The organism is Cellulomonas sp. PhB150 (assembly GCF_003755175.1).
Taxonomy (GTDB): Bacteria; Actinomycetota; Actinomycetes; order Actinomycetales; family Cellulomonadaceae; genus Cellulomonas.
In genome coordinates, this window is sequence record NZ_RKHX01000001.1 from 379,058 (window position 1) to 396,070 (window position 17,013).

General features: G+C 73.7%; 16 protein-coding genes. 3 read left to right on the forward strand and 13 right to left on the reverse strand.

Translation table 11 applies throughout. The features are described from left to right. Positions 1–9: 9 nt before the first annotated feature. The 12 genes from EDF34_RS01790 to EDF34_RS01845 form a co-directional block, all read right to left on the reverse strand. Positions 10–2,814 carry a hypothetical protein gene (locus EDF34_RS01790; protein WP_123369664.1) on the reverse strand — a complete coding sequence of 935 codons (2,805 nt, stop codon included), beginning with the start codon at positions 2,812–2,814 and terminating at the stop codon, positions 10–12. Further along, positions 2,811–3,266 carry a pilus assembly protein TadG-related protein gene (locus EDF34_RS01795; protein ID WP_123369665.1) on the reverse strand — a complete coding sequence of 152 codons (456 nt, stop codon included), beginning with the start codon at positions 3,264–3,266 and terminating at the stop codon, positions 2,811–2,813. The genes EDF34_RS01790 and EDF34_RS01795 overlap by 4 nt, the downstream gene beginning before the upstream one ends. Beyond that, positions 3,263–3,661 carry a TadE/TadG family type IV pilus assembly protein gene (locus EDF34_RS01800; RefSeq protein ID WP_123369666.1) on the reverse strand — a complete coding sequence of 133 codons (399 nt, stop codon included), beginning with the start codon at positions 3,659–3,661 and terminating at the stop codon, positions 3,263–3,265. The genes EDF34_RS01795 and EDF34_RS01800 overlap by 4 nt, the downstream gene beginning before the upstream one ends. An 8-nt stretch (positions 3,662–3,669) precedes the next feature. Further along, positions 3,670–4,092 (reverse strand): TadE/TadG family type IV pilus assembly protein, encoded by a 423-nt coding sequence (locus EDF34_RS01805; RefSeq protein ID WP_233575129.1) that lies wholly within the window; start codon positions 4,090–4,092, stop codon positions 3,670–3,672. Beyond that, positions 4,089–4,319, reverse strand: coding sequence for a hypothetical protein (locus EDF34_RS01810; RefSeq protein ID WP_233575130.1), 231 nt, complete (start codon positions 4,317–4,319; stop codon positions 4,089–4,091). The genes EDF34_RS01805 and EDF34_RS01810 overlap by 4 nt, the downstream gene beginning before the upstream one ends. A 66-nt stretch (positions 4,320–4,385) precedes the next feature. After that, complete coding sequence (locus tag EDF34_RS01815; protein ID WP_123369667.1) at positions 4,386–5,306, reverse strand: type II secretion system F family protein; 921 nt, start codon at positions 5,304–5,306, stop codon at positions 4,386–4,388. Continuing rightward, positions 5,303–6,157: a type II secretion system F family protein gene (locus EDF34_RS01820; protein WP_123369668.1), complete on the reverse strand. Its 855-nt coding sequence runs from the start codon at positions 6,155–6,157 to the stop codon at positions 5,303–5,305. Before EDF34_RS01820 ends, EDF34_RS01815 begins: the two co-directional genes overlap by 4 nt. Next, positions 6,154–7,467, reverse strand: coding sequence for a CpaF family protein (locus tag EDF34_RS01825; RefSeq protein ID WP_123369669.1), 1,314 nt, complete (start codon positions 7,465–7,467; stop codon positions 6,154–6,156). The genes EDF34_RS01820 and EDF34_RS01825 overlap by 4 nt, the downstream gene beginning before the upstream one ends. Next, on the reverse strand, positions 7,464–8,252 hold the full coding sequence (locus tag EDF34_RS01830; RefSeq protein WP_123369670.1) for a hypothetical protein: 789 nt from the start codon (positions 8,250–8,252) through the stop codon (positions 7,464–7,466). The genes EDF34_RS01825 and EDF34_RS01830 overlap by 4 nt, the downstream gene beginning before the upstream one ends. 1 nt (position 8,253) lies before the next feature. Further along, positions 8,254–9,000 (reverse strand): SAF domain-containing protein, encoded by a 747-nt coding sequence (locus EDF34_RS01835; protein WP_123369671.1) that lies wholly within the window; start codon positions 8,998–9,000, stop codon positions 8,254–8,256. 124 nt (positions 9,001–9,124) lie between these two features. Then, on the reverse strand, positions 9,125–10,504 hold the full coding sequence (hisS, locus tag EDF34_RS01840; protein ID WP_123369672.1) for a histidine--tRNA ligase: 1,380 nt from the start codon (positions 10,502–10,504) through the stop codon (positions 9,125–9,127). A gap of 46 nt (positions 10,505–10,550) precedes the next feature. Further along, positions 10,551–11,264 carry an MBL fold metallo-hydrolase gene (locus tag EDF34_RS01845; RefSeq protein ID WP_123369673.1) on the reverse strand — a complete coding sequence of 238 codons (714 nt, stop codon included), beginning with the start codon at positions 11,262–11,264 and terminating at the stop codon, positions 10,551–10,553. 183 nt (positions 11,265–11,447) lie between these two features. Here EDF34_RS01845 and EDF34_RS01850 point away from each other — a divergent pair, with 183 nt between their 5' ends. The 3 genes from EDF34_RS01850 to EDF34_RS01860 all read left to right on the forward strand — a co-directional run bounded on the left by EDF34_RS01850 (position 11,448) and on the right by EDF34_RS01860 (position 14,567). Continuing rightward, entirely contained in the window at positions 11,448–12,230 is a 783-nt protein-coding gene (locus EDF34_RS01850) for a peptidylprolyl isomerase (protein WP_123369674.1), read from the forward strand. After that, complete coding sequence (locus EDF34_RS01855) at positions 12,227–13,906, forward strand: DUF349 domain-containing protein (RefSeq protein ID WP_123369675.1); 1,680 nt, start codon at positions 12,227–12,229, stop codon at positions 13,904–13,906. Before EDF34_RS01850 ends, EDF34_RS01855 begins: the two co-directional genes overlap by 4 nt. Positions 13,907–14,003: 97 nt before the next feature. Beyond that, positions 14,004–14,567 carry a hypothetical protein gene (locus EDF34_RS01860; protein WP_123369676.1) on the forward strand — a complete coding sequence of 188 codons (564 nt, stop codon included), beginning with the start codon at positions 14,004–14,006 and terminating at the stop codon, positions 14,565–14,567. On the opposite strand, the gene EDF34_RS01865 is transcribed toward EDF34_RS01860, so the two are convergent. Further along, entirely contained in the window at positions 14,564–16,900 is a 2,337-nt protein-coding gene (locus EDF34_RS01865) for a bifunctional (p)ppGpp synthetase/guanosine-3',5'-bis(diphosphate) 3'-pyrophosphohydrolase (protein WP_123369677.1), read from the reverse strand. The two genes, EDF34_RS01860 and EDF34_RS01865, sit on opposite strands and share 4 nt — an antisense overlap. Positions 16,901–17,013: the final 113 nt, after the last annotated feature.

The following is a 17,013-nucleotide window of genomic DNA, read 5'->3' on the forward strand; positions in this document are numbered from 1 at the left end:
CGGCGGTTCTCAACTCCCGGTGGGCCTCTCGGCACCGGCGGGAGCAAGTTCTTCGAGGAGCGCGGCCGTCGGGGCCGAGATCTCCCGGACACCGGCGTCGCGCAGCTCACGCTGCATCTCGTCGGCCGCCGCGCGCACGCCCTCGGGCCCGGACTCGAGCCAGACCGCTCGCAGCAGGTCGCGCCACAGCAGCTCGTCGGTCGGGGCGACGTCCAGCCCGGTCTCGACCGCGGCACGCGCGCCGCTCGGGTCGTCACCGTCGAGGCTGAGCACCGCGAGCCGGTGGGCGGCGTCGACGAGCGTGGTGCGTGCGTCGCGCTCGAGCCGTGCGCGCGCCAGCCACGAGTACCGGCCCGTCGGGACGTCCTCGAGCGGCTGCCCGCGCACGAGCCCGAGGGCCTCGCGCAGCAGCTCGGCCTCCGCGGCGCGCGTCGTGGCGGTCCGCGAGGCGGCCAGCAACGACGTGACGACGTCCCAGTCGAGCACCGCGCGGGCGCCGAGGACGAGGTTGCCCTCCATGGTGTGCCGCAGGTGCGGAGCCCCGTGCGCATCCTTGCCGAGCCAGTCGCGCGCGCGGGCGACGGTCGCGTTCACGACGGCCGTCGTGACGCCCCGCGGCCAGACCGCCGCGCCCAGAACCGTCGGGTGCACGCCCTCGGGGTGCAGCGCCAGGTGCACGACGAGCTCGGTGCACAGCTCGCGCCGGTCGTCGTCGATCGGACCGTCGGCCTCGACCTGCGGCGTGCCGAGGACGAGCACCCGCACGGGCGCTGCCCACAGGTCCGCGCTGCCCACGGCACGCTTCGTCGGCGGCAGCTCCGGGCGCTCGAGGTGACCCTCGACGTCCACGCCGCCGACCTCCTCGGCCACGGCCTCCTCGGCGGGCGCGAGCAGCTCGCCGAGCGCACCGATGCGGCGCTCGGAGAGCCGGTTCGCGGTGACGCTCAGGCGCAGCAGCCCGATCGAGGCCGCGCCGTCGGCGTCCACCTCGATCCGCCAGCGTGCCCCGGGAACGTCGCCGACGACGACCGCACCCCACGGCGCGCGACCGGCCCCGGTCGAGACCTCCGCGATCCGCTCGGCGGTCGCGGTCGACGGGACGGTGCCGGCGACCAGGTACTCCGGCGTGATGCCGGCGCCCGGCCGCAGCCGGCCAGCCAGCACGCTCGTGCCGAGCACGTCCGCCTGCCTCGCGACGAGCTCGGGGAGCGCGTCGGCCGCGTCGGCGACCGAGCGGTACCGCTCTCCCCCGACCTCGGCGAGCGCCTCGGGCAGGTCGACGCCCGTGACGCGCAGGCCGTCCGACCACACGTTGGTGACGAGCTCCGCGGCGATCGCGGTCGCCACCTCGCGGGCGACGGTCTCGTCGCCGACGATGCTGATCGGCCCCTGGGCCGCCTCGAGGTCGACGAGCACGTCGGCCTCCTCCGGGCTGCGCCCGAGCGAGACCAGGCCGGGGTACGGCGCGGCGACACCGCGGGGCGCGGAGACCGGCGCGTCGGCGGCCAGGTGCCACTGGCGACCGTCGTCGCTGGCCGTCCACGGCGCGGAGGCGCGCACGTCGGCCGGCGTGAGGAACAGCGTGAGGGCGGCGTCGTCGATGCTCGCCGCGTAGACGGCGGGAAGGTCCAGGCCCGCGGCGGCACGCAGGCCGGCGAGGTGGCGCAGCGAGGTGTCGAGCCGACGGGCGCGGGCGGGGTCGGCGCCCACGCGCAGCGCGACCTCCATCTCGACGGCGTCCGGTCCAGGCTGGGGCGTCCGACGCCGCCGGCGCAGGGCGACCACCGCGGCCAGCAGACCCGCGGCGAGCAGACCCGAGCCGACGAGGCTCTGCGCGTCGGTCGCGGAGCCGGTCTCCGCCGCGGGAGCGGCCTCCGCGGGGGCCTCGGCGGGAGGTGCCTGCTCCTCGACCGGCGCGGGCGCGGGAGCGGGTGCCTCGACCGGGGCCTCCTCCGTCACCGTGACACGGTCGACGTCGGTGGCGTCCTCGGGCATGACGAGCAGCCAGCCGGGCTGGATCAGCCGCGCGAGCGTGAGCTCCTGGCCGTCCGGCTGGTCGCGGCCCTTGTTGAGCTCGTAGATGTCGTGGTACCGGCGGCCCTCACCGAGGTGCCGCTCCGCGATGTCCCAGAGGTTGTCGTGGTAGCGCCCCTCGGGCGGGTTGACGACGGCGACGCGCTTGCCGACGAGCTCCTTGCCCTCGTCCTCGTCGAGCACGATGTCGCCGAGGTGGTACGTCTTCTCGCCCTCCGCCTGCTGCACGGGGGCGGCCGGCGTCTCGGCCTGCGCCTGGGCGCCGGGGACGGCGGCCGCGACCGCCGCGACGTTCGTGGAGCTCACGTGCTCGATGGTCGCGACCGTGGCCGCGTTCGCCTGGCCGGCGGCGGTGACGAGCAGCAGGACGGCCGCGACGAGCGTGCGCGCGGCCCGCTGGCTCGGGCCTGCGAGCGGCACCCGTGCGGGCATGCCGATGCCCCGCACCGCGGACCGCAGCTCGACGAGCACGCAGATCGTGAACTGGAGCCACGCGAGCCAGACGATCCAGACGAGGACCGTGATGATCTGGTCGATCCCGACGGAGCCCGTCAGCTGCTCCCGCGTGGGCATGCCGGTCGGGAACGCGGGTGCTGCGTCGAGCGCGAGCAGCGCCACGGGCACGCCGACGACGAGCAGCAGCAGCACGAGCGCCGCGCCGATCCCGTTCCAGCGCGACCGGGTCGCCTCGATGTCGCCCGCCGCCTGCTGGAACCGCTGCGGGCCGCGCTCGGGCAGCGAGGGCTCCGGCGCATCCGTGGGGCGTACCTGTGCGCTCATGGCGCACCTCCGATCTCGCTGTCGATCCCGACGGCGGCGCGTGCCGTCGCGGAACCCGTCACGTGGAACGTGTCGATGTTGACGAGCGCGAGCAGCGTGGTGTCGATCTCATCGCTCACGGCAACGCGCACGCTGTTGGGCTGGATGTCGACGGACACCTCGCCGCGGGTGTATCCCCGAGCGGCGAGGTAGTTGGTGGCGGCCTGCTGGGCGGCGGCGGAGTCGATGACGACGCGGCCCGACGCACGCAGCTCGTTCTGGTCCAGCTGGTTCGCGCCCGCCCGCGCGGCCTGCTCGGCGTCGTCGGCCGCGGCAGCGCGCGCGTTCACCGCGCGCCCGCCGTCCACGACGAGCCCGGCCAGCGCCATGAGGACCACGACGAGCCCGACGACGAAGACCGACATGGTCCCGGCGTCCCCGCTCGCGCGCACCCGGCGCAGCGCGGCCCTCACGGCCCCACCCGCACGTACTGGTCGAGCGGGGCTGAGCTCTGCGCCGTCACGGTCGTCGACCCGTTCAGGCCGATGCTCGACAGGCCAGCCCACGAGACCTTGCACCGCAGCTCGACCGTCACGGTGCCGCCCGCCACGAAGGCGCCCGAGAGCACCGCCGGCGTGCAGTCGGCGCTCGACGGCAGGGCCGCGGCGGCGGCGGACTCGGCGGCCCGTGCGGCGGATCCCCGGTCGCGCTCGAGCGTCGCCGAGCGCACGGACTCGCGCGCCGCGGCCTGCACCTGGCCCTCGACGCTCACGAGCCGGCCCGCGGCCACCACGAGCATGAGCACCATGAGCAGCACGGGCACGAGCACGACGACCTCGACGGCCATCGACCCTCGCTCGTCACTCATCCGCGCTCTCACTCGTCCGGCCTGAACTGCTCGATGGGTCCTTCGACGCTCTGGGAGACGCGCGGCGCGAAGCCGCCGACGATCTCCTGCGAGCGGCCGCTGACAGTCGCCCGCACCCGGTCGCCGGGGATCACCACGACGCTGACCGTGACGTCACGCAGCGCGTCGTTGCCGATCGCGGCCGCGTAGGACTCTCCGCGCTTCTCGGCCGCCACGAGCGACGCGGGCGTGCCGCCGCCCGTGCGGGCCACGCGCGCAGCCTCGCGCGCGGTCGCTCCCGCGACCTCGCTGCCGAACCAGCTCATCGCGAACTGGACGATCAGGAAGATCACGATCATGAGCATCGGCGTGTACAGGACGAGCTCGATCGACGACGCACCTGCGTCGCCGTCCCGTCCGGTGCGACGCAGTCGTCGGTTCAGCCAGGTCACGGACCACCCGGCAGCGCCGGGTCGGTGTCGAGGCTGTCGGCCGAACCCTTGACCTTGTTGTAGATGATCGTCCCGACCGCGGCCGCGAGCAGCACGAGCACACCGGTGATGATGACCCACTCGATCGCCGACGCACCCAGGTCCTGGGAGCTGCGGGCGCGGGCGTACCGACGCCGCATCTCCATGAGGAGGAACCCCTGCGGAGTGAGGGGCGAGAGATCGAACATGTGGTGCCTTTCTACGTGGGGCCGGTGACCACCAGGCCGGAACTTCGATGATGACGCGCCGCGCGGCTATCCGCTCGCGAAGACGCTCGTCACCGCGGGGTACAGCAGGAAGATGAGGAAGCCGACGCAGAGCAGCAGCTGCGCGACGAGCATGGACTGCGAGCTCTCCCCCGCCTTGCCCTCGGACTCGGCCAGCTCGCGCCGCCGCAGCGAGCCGGCGCGGGCGGAGAGCGAGTCGCGGACCTTGGCGCCGTCCTCGGCGACCAGCGCGAGCGCGGCCGCGAGGTCGCGCAACTCGTCGATGCGCAGCTCCTCGCCGAGCATCCCGAGGGCGGACCACGGCGTGCGGCCGTGCAACCGGGCGGACCCGAGGGCGTTGCGGATGCGCACCATGCCCCAGGAGTCGCTCAGCTCGGACGCGCTCTGCAGCGCCTCGGGGACGCCGCGGCCACCGGCGAGGCTCATCGCGACGAGGTCGAGGAACGAGCCCACGACGTGCCGGAAGTCGCGTCGGCGGGTCGCGGCCTGCCCGCGGACGACCATGCTCGGCAGCGCAGCGCCGATCAGTGCCGCGAGCAGGCTCAGCCCGAACGGGACCGCGACAGAGACGGGGACGCCGACGACGACAGCCGCCGCCGTGGCGACGATCGGGACGAAGAACCCGATCACGGCGGCAAGCACCGACGTGGCGAGGTGCGCCTCGAGCGTGCGGCCCACCACGGCGAGGTCGGACCGCAGCTGGCCGAGCTCGATGCCGGTCCGGGACAGCGCGCCCGCCGTCGAGCGGCCCACGGTGCGGATCCACGCCGCGTCGGACGCGCGGTTCGGGTCCGCGGCGACCGTCTGCGCGCGCTCGCGCGCCTCCTGGCGACGGACGTCGAGCCGGGCGAGCGCGTTCGCGGGCTGCGTGCGGGGCGGGGCGATCGTCAGGACGAGCACGAGCACACCGAGGCCGACGACAGCACCGGCGATCAGCACGAGGATCATCGTGCGTCCTCCTCGACGAGGAACCGCGCGGGCATGTCCACGCCGGACAGGCGCTTCATCCACCAGAAGCCCGCGGCGAACAGCGCGGCGATGACCAGCAGCACGACCTGTCCCTGCGCGGAGTCGTACGGCTCGACGAACTCCGGGTTGGCCAGGGTGATGCCGGTCATGATGGCGAGCGAGAAGACCGTGACGATCTGCGCCGAGCGACGCGTCGAGCTGCGCCCGGCCGTGACGCGCTGGCGCATCTCGAGCTCGGCACGCGCGGCGTCGGACAGCGACGTGAGCACCTGGCGCAGCCCGGGACCGCGCAGCTTGGCGTTGAGCACGAGGGCCGCGACCACGAGGTCGGCGCTGGGGTCGTCCAGGTCGTCGGCCAGGCCGCGCAGGGCCGTCGCGAGCGGCACGCGCACCCGCAGCCGGTCGACGAGCAGCCGCAGCTGCGGCTGGATCGCGGGGGCGGCGGCGTACACCGTCGCGGGGATGGCCTGCTCGAGGCCCACCGCGCCGGCGATGGTGTCGCGCAGGGACTCGGTCCAGGACGCGAGGCCCTCGAGCCGCGCGGTCTGCTCGCGCTCCGCCTTGGCGCCGCCGAGCAGGGCGGGCGCGGCGAGCGAGAAGAGAGCCGCCCCGACCGCGGCCACGGGCCACTGCGTCACGACGAGCGTGACGAGCCCGACCACGGCGGCGATGACGATCCGCTTGCGCGCGCGCAGGAGCGAGCCGCCCCCACCACGGCGCACCGACGGCGGCTTCGGCTCGGTCCCCATGAGCGCGACGACGAGCAGCAGGATGCCCGCGCCGACGATCGCCCCGAGCGCGATGATCGCGAGGGTGGAGAGCGGGATCACCGCGCCCCCCCGAGGGCGTACGACGGCTGGTACCCGGCAGCGACGAGCTCGTCGAGCGACGCGATCGGCGCGGCCGCGACCGCGATGCCGTCGGGGCCGGAGGCGAAGATCTCGCTCGACAGGACGCGGCCGTCGACGCCGTTGACCTCGCGGATGCTGGCCACGTAGCGCCGCAGCCGACCGCCCGAGAGGTAGTCGTTCTGCTTCTGGACGAAGACGACGAAGTCGATCGCACCGGCGATGAGCATCATCGTGGCCTCGACCGGCAGGCGTTCGACCGACTGGATCGCGTAGGTCGAGATGCGGTTGAACACCTCGATCGAGCTGTTGGCGTGGATCGTCGACAGCGAGCCGTCGTTGCCCTGGCTCATGGCGTTGAGCATCGTGACGATCTCGTCGCCGAGGACCTCGCCGACGATGACGCGGCTCGGGTTCATGCGCAGGCTGCGGCGCACGAGCTCGGACATCATGATCGCGCCGTTGCCCTCGGAGTTGGGCAGCCGCTCCTCGAACGCGACGACGTTCGGGTGCAGGTCCGGGAACTGGCCGAGGCCGAGCTCGAGGGCGCGCTCGACCGTGATGAGCCGCTCCTCGGGCGCGATCTCGTTGGCCAGCGCGCGCAGCATGGTCGTCTTCCCGGCGTTCGTGGCGCCGGCGATCATGATGTTCTTGCGGGCCGCGACGGCGGCGGACAGGAACGCGGCGACGTCCGGCGTGACCGAGCCGAAGCGCACGAGGTCGTCGAGGTGCACGCGGGACAGCCGCGAGCGGCGGATCGAGATCGAGGGCCGCGCGCACACGTCCATGACCGCCGACAGTCGGCTCCCGTCGGGCAGCCGCAGGTCGAGCTGCGGGTTCGCGGCGTCGAACGGGCGGCTGGTCAGGCCCGAGTAGGCGCCGAGGATCTGGACCAGCTCGACGAGCTCGTCGTCGGACTCCGCGACCGGGCCCCAGCGCTCCTCACGACCGTCGCCGTACTGCACGAACACGTTGTCGTACCCGTTGATGTCGACGTTCTCGACCTCGGGGTCGTCGAGCAGCGGCTGCAGCCGGCCGACGCCGTAGAGCGCCGCGTGGATGCCGGCGGAGATCTCCTCCTCGTCCTGCGGCGTCGGGGGCGTGCGGCCCGACGCCATCTCGCCGCGGGCGTGCGTGTCAAGCACGCGGGCGATTACCGCGCGGGCGAACTGCCGCTCGTCCTCGCCGGACATCGCCGGGAGGCCGGCCGCGGCGTCGTCGCGCCGCTGGCGCGCCAGGACGTCGGCGACCTCCTCGCGCAGGCGGCGGACGAGCATCTGGTCGAGGCTCATCGCAGCTCCTTCTTCAGGAAGCCGGCGGCCGCGTGCTGGCGGGACTCGCCGAGCGCACGGACGGGGCCGACGAGCTGACGCGCGGAGCGCACCAGCAGCGACCGGTCGATCCCGCGGGCGATGCGCGCGGCGACCACGTCGGCGGACTTCTGGTCGACGCCCACCGCGCCGAGCACCGGCACGTTCAGCCCGGCGTGGCCGAGCAGCAGCTCGAGGTCGCGCAGCGAGCCGGTGTCGCGCGCCTCGGTCACGGCGATGACCCCGAGCGCCGGCATCGGCCGCATGCCCGAGTCGACCGTGGTCAGCCAGCGCAGGCGCTCCCGCAGGTGGGCGTAGCCCTCGATCGTCGGGCGCACGACGAACACGAGCGCGTCGGAGTCGAGCACGAGCGGCAGGACCGGGCTGTCCGGGGTGAGCCGGCCGACGTCTGCGACGACCGTCCCCGGGTGCTGGCGCAGCACGCCGGCGAGCGACGGCCACACCGGACCCATGCCGGCCAGCTGCCCGGGCGACTGGACCCCGCACACGACCTGGAGGCCGCCGTCGATGGTCTGCAGTTGCGGGTCGAGGGAAGCGACGCCTCGTCGGGCCTCGACGGCGAGCGTCAGCAGGCCGGTGTCGGGGTCGAGCGGCGTGCCGTCCGGGGCCGGCGACCACAGGGAGATGTCGCCGCCCGCGGGGTCGGCGTCCACGAGGGCGACCTCCTGCGGCCACACGGAGGCGAGCACGCGCGCCGTCGTCGTGACTCCCGGGGAGCCCTTGGCGGAGGCGAGGGTGATCAGCACGTCAGCCGTCCGTCCCGGCCGCCGTGTCGATCGGAGCACCGGTGGGTGCACCGCGGGACACGAGCGTGACGGCGAGCGAGCCGTCCGCCGCGACCGCCGCGACCTGGGCACCGGCAGCCTGGTCGACGATGAGCGTCACGACCGTGCCCCCGGTGTTCACGGAGTCGCTGGTGCGCACCGAGCTCACCGCGGCGTCGGGCACGAGCACCGTGCCCTTGCCGTCGCCGACCTGGACGAGCTGGACGATGTCGCCCGGCTGCAGGCCGCTGGCCGGCATCCGGCCGTCCGCGAGTGCCGCGCCCACGGCGACGGACCCGGGCTGCAGCGGCGCGGTGTCGGTGAGCATCGTGGTGTCGAGCAGCTGGCCCGAGACCAGCGAGACGCGGGCGAAGCGACCGACCACCTGGTCCTTGTCGTCGGCGGCCACGAGGTGCGTGCCCTCGGCCGCGACGGACATCGTCACCAGGTCGCCGTCGGAGATCGCGGTGCCGGCGGCGACGTCGTGGGACAGCGCCAGGACCGGGACCCGCGAGTCCTGCCGCAGCGCGAGCAGACCCGCGATCGCGGCCCCGCCCACGATGAGCAGCACGGCCAGCACGGCCAGCAGCGGACGTCGTTCCCGCGGCGCCTTCGGCAGCCTGTCGCCCGCGGCGCTCGCGCCCGCGGGGCCGAGCCCCCGGGCCTCGCGCGCACGACGACGCTCGGTGACACCGTCCTGCTGCGATGCCTTGCCGATATCGGTCGCCATCAGTCCCCCGTCTCGATGCCTCTCGGCCACTGCGATCGGATGGAACTATAAACAGCACCATTCGGACACGCTCACCCAGTCCGTCGTCCGGGGCACATGTCACCCGATCGGCGGGACGGCCCGATCAGGGCGTCACGGCGACCACGCGCGGCCAGAGATCGTCCTCACCCGGCGCCCAGACCTGCACGTCTACCTCGATCTGCTCGCCCGACCGGATGTCCTTGACCTGGTCCGCGCCGGCGGTGCCGTCGTGGTCGATCTCACCCGGGAACAGCACGAACGGGATCCCCCGACGGTCGGCGTGTCGGATCTGCTTGCCGAACTTGGCGGCGGCCGGCGCGACCTCCACGGGGATGCCGCGCGAGCGCAGCGTGTCGGCGATCGCGTCGGAGCGGTGGCGCTGCTCCTCGTTCGTCACGGCGACCAGCACGGCGCTGGGCACCGAGCGCGTCGCACGGACCAGCCCGGCGCTCAGCAGGCGGGAGACGAGGCGCGAGACGCCCACCGACAGGCCCACGCCGGGATAGGTGTTCGCGCCGTCGCTCGCGAGGGTGTCGTACCGGCCGCCCGAGCAGATGGAGCCGAGCCCCTCGTGCCCGACGAGGATCGTCTCGTAGACCGAGCCCGTGTAGTAGTCCAGGCCGCGGGCGATCTTGAGGTCGGCGACGACGACGCCGGGCGCGCGCTCGGCAGCGGCGCGGACCAGCGCCCCCAGCTCGACCAGCCCCGCGTCGAGGAGCTCGTGGGCGGCCCCCTTGGCGGCGGCCAGGTCGCGCACCCGGTCGATCACCGACTCGTCGGAGCCGCTGATCGACGCGAGCTCGAGGCACGCGGCGGCCTGCTCCTCGGACGCCCCGGTCTCGGCGACGAGCAGCGCGGCCACGGCCGCCGGCCCGATCTTGTCGAGCTTGTCGATCGAGCGCAGCACGCCCTCGACGTCCTCGAGCCCGAGCCCGCGGTAGAAGCCCTCGGCGACCTTGCGGTTGTTGACCAGGATCCGCACGGGCGGCAGGCCGATCGTCTGCAGCTCGCGGAAGGCCGCGGCGACGACCAGCGGGATCTCGACCTCGACGTGGTACGGCAGCGAGCCCGCGCCGACGACGTCGATGTCCGCCTGGACGAACTCGCGGAACCGTCCGTCCTGGGGGCGCTCGCCGCGCCAGGCCTTCTGGATCTGGTACCGCCGGAACGGGAACGCGAGGTGGCCGGCGTTCTCGAGCACGTACCGCGCGAACGGGACCGTCAGGTCGAAGTGCAGGCCCAGCTGGCCCCCGCGCTCCGGCGGGGCGTCCGGGTCCTCGTGGAGCCGGCGCAGCACGTAGACCTCCTTGGAGGTCTCGCCCTTGCGCAGCAGCTGGTCGAGCGGCTCGACCGCCCGCGTCTCGATGCCGGCGAACCCGTGCAGCTCAAAGGTGCGGCGCAGCACGTCGAGCACGTGCTGCTCGACGATGCGCCCGTCGGGCAGCCACTCGGGAAATCCGGACAGGGGGGTCGGTCGCGCCATGCGCACGATCCTTCCAGACTCCCCGCGGGGTCCGGGCGGGCGTCCGTCAGAGGTACGGGTTGCGCGCGAGCTCGGTCCGGATGTCGGTCGTCGGGCCGTGACCGGGGACGACGACCGTCGCCGGGTCCAGCGCGCCGCAGACCTCCTTGAGCGTCGCGGTCATCCGCTCGTCGTCGCCGCCGGGCAGGTCCGTGCGCCCGATCGTTCCCGCGAACAGCACGTCGCCGGTGAACGCCACCGGCTCGCCGTCGATCTCGAGCAGGTACAGCGTCGAGCCCTCGGTGTGACCCGGTGCGTGCCGCGCGACGACGCGGTTCCCGCCGAGCTCGAGCGCGACGTCCTCGTCGCGCCCCGCCGACCTCTCTGTCCCGAACGTCCGCACGTCGGCAGGGGTGACGTAGGCACGCGGGTCGAGGCCGGTCGAGGCGATGGCCTGGGCCAGCGGTCCGCCGCTGTCGTGGGTCGCTGCGCCGAGCGTGCCGAGCGTCCCGAACGGGTCGCGCAGGCGGTAGGCGTCGGCGGCGTGCAGGTGCAGCGGCACGTCGAGCGCGGCGCACAGCTCGGCTGCGTCCCAGGTGTGGTCGACGTGACCGTGGGTCGCCAGCACGGCGACGGGGGTGAGCGCGTTCGCCCGGACGTACGCGACGACCTGGGCGGTCACGCCCACACCCGGGTCGACGACGACGCAGGACCGGTCGTCGGCGACCACCACCGTGCACCGGGCACCGAACACGGACGAGACGACCGAGAGGACCTCCATGAGGCGACCGTACCGTCCGCCGCGGCATCAGCCACGAGGAGGTGTTGCGGGACTGTGACCTGCAGGCACCCTCCCCTGGCGGCGGCGGCCCGTGGCTTGCCTAGACTGTGCGAGGTTCCCCGTGCGGTGCGGCATGTGCTTTGCCGTTCCCGACGACGTGGTCACGACGCAACAAGGAGCAGGGTGTCCAGCAAGCGCGAGCGCGAGTACGAGCAGCGCCGTTACGACAAGTGGCAGCAGCGCCAGGCCGAGCATCGCGCCGCCCGCCGCCGCCAGCGGATCGTCGTCGGCTCCGTGCTGGGCGCGCTCGTGCTGGTCGTCGCCGTCGTCGCCGTCATCAACGGGACCAAGGACGACACCGAGCCCTCGGCGGCTTTCGCGACCGGGACACCGACCGCGCAGAGCACCGCGGCGCCCACGCCCGAGCCCACCGCGACCCGCGACCCGCTCACCCCGGACCCCGCGCTCGCCGAGGGCCGCACCTGGACCGGCGACATCGCGCTCAAGCAGGGGGACATCGGCATCACGCTCGACGGGCTGGCCGCGCCTCAGGCCGTCGCGAACTTCGTCACGCTCGCCGACAAGGGGTTCTTCGACGACACGAAGTGCCACCGCCTCACGACGAGCGGCATCTACGTCCTGCAGTGCGGCTCGCCCGACGGCACCGGCACCGACGGCCCCGGGTACACCTGGGGCCCGATCGAGAACGCGCCCGCCGACGGCGTCTACCCCGCGGGCACCATCGCCATGGCGCGCGTCGGCAACGACGGCAGCTCCATGGGCAGCCAGTTCTTCCTTGTCTACAAGGACAGCACCATCCCGGCAGACAATGCGGGCGGATACACCGTGTTCGGCCAGATCACGTCAGGTCAGGACGTGCTGAAGGCCATCGCCGACGCGGGCACCACCGACGGGACCGAGTCCCCGGTGCACGACGTCATCATCGAGGGAGTGAAGGTCAAGTGACACAGACCCCGGACCAGCCGACCGTGCCCGACGAGGGCTCCGCCGGGCAGGCGCCCGACGAGCCGACCGTGGCCGACGAGGCTGTCGTGGCCGAGACCGCGACCCCCGAGCACGAGACGGCAGAGGCCGAGGCCCCTGCGGCGCAGGAGCCTGCCACCGAGGTCGCCGACGAGCCCGTAGTCGACGAGCCCGTTGTCGACGAGGCCGTTGTCGACGAGCCGGTTGTCGACGAGCCCGCCGCGGACGAGGCCCCGGCCGACGAGGCTCCCGCGGCACCTGCACCCACGCCCGCCCCCGCACCTACCCCCCGCCCGGTCCCCCGCCCCCGGCCTGGCGGCGCGATCCCGGTCCCGCACCCGCCGGCCACCCCGGCACCCGCCGCCTCCGCGCCCGTGCCGCCGCCGGCCGACGCCGCCGAGGCCGCGCTCGCCGCGACGTTCGGCAGCGTGGACGACGAGGGCAACGTCTCGGTCCGCGAGGCCGCGGGCGAGCGCGTCGTCGGCCAGTTCCCGGGCGCGACGCAGCAGGAGGCCCTCGGGCTCTACGTGCGTCGGTTCCTCGACCTGCAGGCCAAGGTGACGCTGTTCGAGGCGCGCCTGTCCGCCACGGACCTGTCGGTCAAGGAGATCGACCAGACGCTCGCGCGCCTGACCACCGAGCTGACCGAGCCGGCCGCCGTGGGTGACCTCGACGGCCTGCGCGGACGCCTCGACGCCCTGCGGGCGGTCGCCGCCGAGCGTCGCGTCGCCGCCGAGGCCGAGCGCGTCGCGGCGCGGGCCGCCGCGGTCGAGTCGCGCACGGCGATCGTCGAGGCCGCCGAGAAGATCGCCGAGACCGAGCCGAGCCGCATCCAGTGGCGTCCCGCCGGCGAGCAGCTGCGCCTGCTGCTCGACCAGTGGAAGGACGCGCAGCGCAACGGCCCGCGCCTGGACCGCCCGACGGAGGAGTCCCTCTGGAAGCGGTTCAGCCACGCGCGGACCACGTTCGACCGCGAGCGTCGGCACTTCTTCGCCGAGCTCGAGCAGCGCAACTCCTCCGCGAAGGCCGCCAAGGAGAAGCTGGTCGCCGACGCCGAGCGCCTGCAGCACAGCACCGACTGGGGCGCCACGGCCGGCGCGTTCCGCGACCTGATGGCCCAGTGGAAGCTGGCGGGCCGCGCGAGCCGCTCGGACGACGACGCGCTGTGGGCGCGGTTCCGGGCCGCGCAGGACGCGTTCTTCGCCTCGCGCGACGCGCAGAACGCCGCGACGGACGAGGAGTACCGGGCGAACCTCGAGGTCAAGGAGGCGCTGCTGGTCGAGGCCGAGGCGCTGGTCCCGATCAAGGACCTCTCCGCGGCCAAGCAGGCCATCCGCGGCATCCAGGACCGCTGGGAGGCGGCCGGCAAGGTCCCGCGCGCCGACGTCCAGCGCGTCGAGGCGCGCCTGCGCGCCGTCGAGACGACCATCCGGGACTCGGAGCAGGCCCAGTGGACGCGCAGCAACCCGGAGACGCGGGCGCGCGCCGAGGGCGCAGCCGCGCAGCTCGAGCAGGCGATCGCCGGCCTCGAGGCCGACCTCGAGAAGGCGAAGACCGCCGGCGACAAGCGGAAGATCGCCGACGCGCAGGCTGCGCTCGACGCCCGCCGGTCCTGGCTCGAGCAGGTCCAGCGCGCGGCGAGCGACGCGCGCGGCTGACCCCGTCCGACCTCGAAGGCCCGTCCCCGGTGGGGGCGGGCCTTCGTCGTCCACAGGGCTTCGGCGCGGATCACTCCGGCCGGGGCATCCTGCGTGGATGAACCTCGCCGCCTACCGACCGCGCCCGCCCGTGGTGCCACCGCTCGTCGTGCACCGTTCCGCGATCCCGGCGAGCGACTGGCACGGGCAGCTGCGCGACGGCGCGCTGCGGCTCGTCTGGGGCGACGTCGCGGTCGCCGCCGACGTCGCGCTCACGCCCGAGCTGCGCGCCCTGGCACTTGCTGCCCTCGTCCCGGAGCGAGCGGTCGTCGGCCGCGGGTCGGCGCTGTGGGTCCACGTAGGGCGGCCCGAGCCCGGGCGGCTCGAGGTGCTCGTCGGGCGCGGAGCCCGCCACACGGCACCCCACCCGCTGCGGGTGTCGGCGGAGGCCGACCTGGCGCCCGACGACGTCGTCCGGCTCGCCGGGGTGCGCGTCACCTCGGTCCAGCGCACCGGGACCGACGTCGCGCGCTGGCTGCCCACCCGGGAGGCCGTCGCCCTGGTGACCGACCTCGTCCCGCTGGGGTTCGACCTCGACCTCGCGCGCACCGAGCTCGACCGGCTCCGGGGGCAGCGGCACGTCCGCACGGCGCAGCGCACGCTCGCGCTCGTCGGCCGCTAGACGCGGATCGAGGGCTCCTCGGCGCCCTTGGCGCCCGTGATCCGGTAGACGTCGAACACGCCCTCGACCTTGCGCACCGCGGAGAGCACGGACGCGAGGTGCGAGGGCTCGGCCATCTCGAAGACGAACCGCGACAGCGCGACGCGGTCGCGCGACGTGGAGACCGACGCCGAGAGGATGTTCACGTGGCTGTCGGACAGCACGCGCGTCACGTCGGACAGCAGGCGCGAGCGGTCGAGTGCCTCGACCTGGATCTGGACCAGGAACAGGGCGGACGACGACTGGCTCCACTCGACGTCGACGATCCGCTCGGGCTGGGTCCGCAGCTGCTCGACGTTGATGCAGTCCGTGCGGTGCACGCTGACACCCGCGCCGCGCGTGACGAAGCCCATGATCTCGTCGCCCGGCACCGGGGTGCAGCACTTGGCGAGCTTGACCCAGATGTCGTCGACGCCCTTGACCACGATGCCCGGGTCGCCCGCGCGCTGGCGCCGGTTGGCCTGGCCGGGGCGCGTCGCCTCGGCGATGTCCTCCTCGGCCGCCGGCTCGCCGCCCATCGAGTGCACGAGGCGCTGCACGACCGTGGCTGCGGAGACCTGGCCCTCGCCGACGGCGGCGTACAGCGCGGACACGTCCGCGTGCCGCATGTCGTTGGCGAGCGCGACGAGCGACTCGTGCGAGAGCAGACGCTGGATCGGCAGGTTCTGCTTGCGCATCGCCTTGGCGATGGCGTCCTTGCCGTGCTCGATCGCCTCCTCGCGGCGCTCCTTGGAGAACCACTGGCGGATCTTGTTGCGCGCGCGGGGGCTCTTGACGAACCCGAGCCAGTCCCGCGAGGGACCAGCCGTCTCCGACTTGGAGGTGAAGACGTCGACGACGTCGCCGTTCTCCAGCGTCGAGTCGAGCGGCACGAGTCGGCCGTTGACGCGCGCGCCCATCGTGCGGTGCCCCACCTCGGTGTGCACCGCGTAGGCGAAGTCGACGGGGGTCGAGCCCGACGGCAGCCCCATGACGTCGCCCTTGGGCGTGAACACGTAGACCTCGGAGCCGGCGATCTCGAAGCGCAGCGAGTCGAGGAACTCCGTCGGGTCGGCGGTCTCCTTCTGCCAGTCGACGAGCTGACGCAGCCACGCCATGTCGTTGCCGGCCGCGTCGGTCGTCGTCCCGGGCGCCTGGTTCTTGGCGCTCTCCTTGTACTTCCAGTGGGCCGCGACGCCGTACTCCGCGCGCCGGTGCATGTCGTGCGTCCGGATCTGGATCTCGACGGGCTTGCCGCCGGGGCCGATCACGGTGGTGTGCAGCGACTGGTAGAGGTTGAACTTCGGCATCGCGATGTAGTCCTTGAACCGGCCGGGGACCGGGTTCCATCGCGCGTGCAGCGAGCCGAGCGCCGCGTAGCAGTCGCGCACCGAGTCGACCAGGACCCGCACACCGACCAGGTCGTAGATGTCGGCGAAGTCGCGACCGCGGACGATCATCTTCTGGTAGATCGAGTAGTAGTGCTTGGGCCGCCCGGTGACGGTCGCCTTGATCTTCGCGGTCCGCAGGTCGGCGCCGACCTGGTCGCGCACGACGGCGAGGTACTCCTCACGGGCCGGCGCGCGCTCGGCGACCAGGTGCACGATCTCGTCGTACACCTTGGGGTAGAGCGTCGCGAACGAGAGGTCCTCGAGCTCCCACTTGATGGTGTTCATGCCGAGCCGGTGGGCCAGCGGCGCGTAAATCTCGAGCGTCTCGCGGGCCTTCTTCTCGGCCGACGACGCGGCGACGAACTTCCACGTCCGGGCGTTGTGCAGGCGGTCGGCGAGCTTGATGACGAGCACCCGGATGTCGCGCGACATCGCGACGACCATCTTGCGCACGGTCTCGGCCTGCGCGGCGTCGCCGTAGGTGACCTTGTCGAGCTTGGTCACGCCGTCGACGAGCATCGCGACCTCGGGCCCGAACTCGCGGCGCAGCTGGTCGAGCGAGTAGTCCGTGTCCTCGACGGTGTCGTGCAGCAGAGCAGCCACCAGCGTCGACGGCGTCATGCCGAGCTCGGCGAGGATCGTCGCGACGGCGACCGGGTGCGTGATGTACGGGTCGCCGCTCTTGCGCAGCTGACCGCGGTGCGCCTTCTCGGCGACCACGTAGGCCTGCTCGACGACGGTCAGGTCGGCCTTGGGATGGTTGGTGCGGGCCGCCTGCAGGACGGGCTCGAGCGCGGGGAACGCGGGGCCGCTGCGACCGCCGAACCGCGACAGGCGCGAGCGCACCCGACCCGACGAGGTCCCGTACGGGTCCGTCAGGGCAACCTGCGCACCGGTCTCAGCCGAGTCGACGTCGTCGCTCAAGCCCTCCCCCTCGCACTCGGGTCGTTCCCCACGCGCGAGGACCGGCGGGGGAACCGATCCGCAGAGTCTACGGCCGCGGGGGCGGGCATTCGCCCGCTGCCGGGTCAGAGCCA

Bases quoted from the DNA above. Each gene is read 5' to 3' on its own strand.
- EDF34_RS01790 (WP_123369664.1), bottom strand. From the start codon at position 2,814: ATGAGCGCACAGGTACGCCCCACGGATGCGCCGGAGCCCTCGCTGCCC.
- EDF34_RS01800 (WP_123369666.1), bottom strand. From the start codon at position 3,661: ATGAGTGACGAGCGAGGGTCGATGGCCGTCGAGGTCGTCGTGCTCGTG.
- EDF34_RS01810 (WP_233575130.1), bottom strand. From the start codon at position 4,319: ATGTTCGATCTCTCGCCCCTCACTCCGCAGGGGTTCCTCCTCATGGAG.
- EDF34_RS01815 (WP_123369667.1), bottom strand. From the start codon at position 5,306: ATGATCCTCGTGCTGATCGCCGGTGCTGTCGTCGGCCTCGGTGTGCTC.
- EDF34_RS01825 (WP_123369669.1), bottom strand. From the start codon at position 7,467: ATGAGCCTCGACCAGATGCTCGTCCGCCGCCTGCGCGAGGAGGTCGCC.
- EDF34_RS01835 (WP_123369671.1), bottom strand. From the start codon at position 9,000: ATGGCGACCGATATCGGCAAGGCATCGCAGCAGGACGGTGTCACCGAG.
- hisS (WP_123369672.1), bottom strand. From the start codon at position 10,504: ATGGCGCGACCGACCCCCCTGTCCGGATTTCCCGAGTGGCTGCCCGAC.
- EDF34_RS01845 (WP_123369673.1), bottom strand. From the start codon at position 11,264: ATGGAGGTCCTCTCGGTCGTCTCGTCCGTGTTCGGTGCCCGGTGCACG.
- EDF34_RS01860 (WP_123369676.1), top strand. From the start codon at position 14,004: ATGAACCTCGCCGCCTACCGACCGCGCCCGCCCGTGGTGCCACCGCTC.